The sequence below is a fragment of the Halapricum sp. CBA1109 genome (assembly GCF_009741825.1).
Classification (GTDB): Archaea; Halobacteriota; Halobacteria; order Halobacteriales; family Haloarculaceae; genus Halapricum.
The window spans coordinates 1-1,905 of the sequence record NZ_WPCA01000242.1; the positions used below are offsets into that span (position 1 = coordinate 1).

Consider the following 1,905-nt stretch of genomic DNA (forward strand, 5'->3'; position numbering starts at 1 on the left):
GAGCGAGGCGGCGATGCCGGTGGCGACGGTGACACGGCTGGTCCGTGACTACCGCGCGCCCGAACCGGCCGTCCTCGCGCTGTGTCCGGGCCGGGCCGCCGGCGCGTCCGTCGCCGATTCGGGCGTCGACTGCCGGGTGCTGTTTTCCGACGCGCTCGGCGGCGCGGTGGCCGGCACCGCACGGCAGGCCACGGCCGAAGTCGACGGCGACATCGCCGACGCGGCGCTCGCCGTCCGGGAGGTGATGGAGTCGTGACCGACCGTCACGCCCGCATCACCACGCGCCACGACGACCCCGAAGTGGTCGCGGCCGCGCTCGCGCCGGACAACACCGACGAGATGACGACCCGCGTCGAGGGCGACCGGGTGGTCACGACCGTCGACCGGGACTCGACAGGCGGACTGCAGGCGACCGTCGACGACTACGTCGTCAACCTCCACGTCGCACAGACTACGACCGACACCGACACAACCCAATCATGAGCGAACGATCCGTATCCAAGCAGAAACAGCAGAAGCGGTGGTACACCGTGCTCGCCCCCGAGCAGTTCGGGCGCGAAGAGCTCGGTAAGACACCGGCAGACGAACCGGAACAGGTGCTCGACCGCACCATCGAAACCACGCTGGGCGACCTGCGGAACAACGCCAGCGAGAACAACACCAAACTGACCTTCCAGGTCAACGACCTCGGCAGCGACACCGCCTACACCGAGTTCGTCCAGCACGAACTCACGCGGGACTACGTCCGGAGCCTCGTCCGTCGCGGCTCCTCGAAGATCGAGGCGTTCGTCACGGTCCTGACGACCGACGACTACCGGGTCCAGATCCAGCCCGTCGCGCTCACCACGAAAAGCGCCGACGAGAGCCAGGAGAAGGCCATCCGCCGCACGATGATCGACATGGTCGAGGAGACCGCCGTCGATCACACCTTCGAGGACCTCATCGACAGCGTCGTCGAGGGTCGGCTCTCCTCGGCGATCTACAACGAGGCGAAGACGATCTACCCGCTTCGCCGCGTCGAGATCCAGAAGGCGCGACTCGAAGCCCACCCCGAGGAAGTCGCCGCCGAAGAGGAGACCAGCGTCGCCGTCGACGAAGAGGACGTCGCCGTCGACGAGTAACGCGATATCACCTTTTCGCGGTCGGTTACGAACCGGGAAGCAGCGGCGCCGTCACTCCTCGACGTTGACGGTCCCGACCATCCCGCCACGCTCGTGGGGAATGCAGACGTACTCGTAGACGCCGGGCACCTCGAAGGTGTGGCTGTAGGTCTCGCTGCCGTTGATGACGCCGCCGCCGCTGTTGTTGAACGCCTCGCGGGCGGCGTCCTCGTCGTCGTAGCCGCCGGAGGCGAAGTACTCCGCCGTCTCGGGGATGCCGTCGTCGTAGGCGCTGACCGTGTGGCCGCGGGAACTCGTGTTTTTCCAGACAACTTCCGTGCCGGCCGAGACGGTGATCGTCGCGGGGTCGAACGCCTGAAGCGTCATCCCCACGTCGTGGTCCTCGGCACCGCGGCCGACACAGCCGCCGAGCAGGGCGGCCGATCCGGCGAGAAACGCCCGTCTGTCCATACTCCCCCTCGGGACTGGATCCCAATGAGTGGAACGATCCGTATCGAACGCGTTAAGACCACGCTCCCGGACGGCACTGGTATGCAGCTACGGCCACGGTTCGTCGGACGGCTGGGACTGGCCGACGGCGTCACCGTTGCCAACGCCGCGCTGGGGTTCGTCGCCGCCGTCGCGGCGGCACAGCAGTAGCCCGGACTCACTACTCGGCGTTGAATATCTCGAATTTTCGACCGGCGAATCCCAGACCGTAAAACAAGTAATCCCGGTGTGCGGAGTGTTGGCTCACAATGCATCAACTGCTATCGAAGCGTGCGGAGTCTCCCGGTAGTCGGGG

3 protein-coding genes and 2 pseudogenes are annotated in these 1,905 nt (G+C 66.6%); 4 read left to right on the top strand and 1 reads right to left on the bottom strand.

Features of this window, described 5'->3' with window-relative positions:
• From GJ629_RS17365 to GJ629_RS15625, 3 genes and pseudogenes are all read left to right on the top strand, one after another.
• Window positions 1–256 (top strand): annotated as a pseudogene (locus GJ629_RS17365) (recombinase RecJ); the annotation flags it as partial.
• The gene (locus GJ629_RS17370) at window positions 253–483 is read left to right on the top strand and encodes a KEOPS complex subunit Pcc1 (RefSeq protein WP_370515937.1); all 231 of its coding nucleotides are present in this window, start codon (window positions 253–255) and stop codon (window positions 481–483) included. The pseudogene GJ629_RS17365 and the gene GJ629_RS17370, both read left to right, overlap by 4 nt.
• Window positions 480–1,121 (top strand): 30S ribosomal protein S3ae, encoded by a 642-nt coding sequence (locus GJ629_RS15625; RefSeq protein WP_157513829.1) that lies wholly within the window; start codon window positions 480–482, stop codon window positions 1,119–1,121. The genes GJ629_RS17370 and GJ629_RS15625 overlap by 4 nt, the downstream gene beginning before the upstream one ends.
• 51 nt (window positions 1,122–1,172) lie before the next feature.
• Here GJ629_RS15625 and GJ629_RS15630 read toward each other — a convergent pair whose 3' ends face one another.
• Entirely contained in the window at window positions 1,173–1,571 is a 399-nt protein-coding gene (locus tag GJ629_RS15630) for a plastocyanin/azurin family copper-binding protein (RefSeq protein WP_157513830.1), read from the bottom strand.
• Window positions 1,572–1,652: 81 nt separating this feature from the next.
• On the opposite strand from GJ629_RS15630, the pseudogene GJ629_RS15635 reads away from it, so the two are divergent.
• A pseudogene (locus GJ629_RS15635) lies at window positions 1,653–1,748 on the top strand (phosphatidylcholine/phosphatidylserine synthase); the annotation flags it as partial.
• Between the last annotated feature and the right edge of the window lie 157 nt (window positions 1,749–1,905).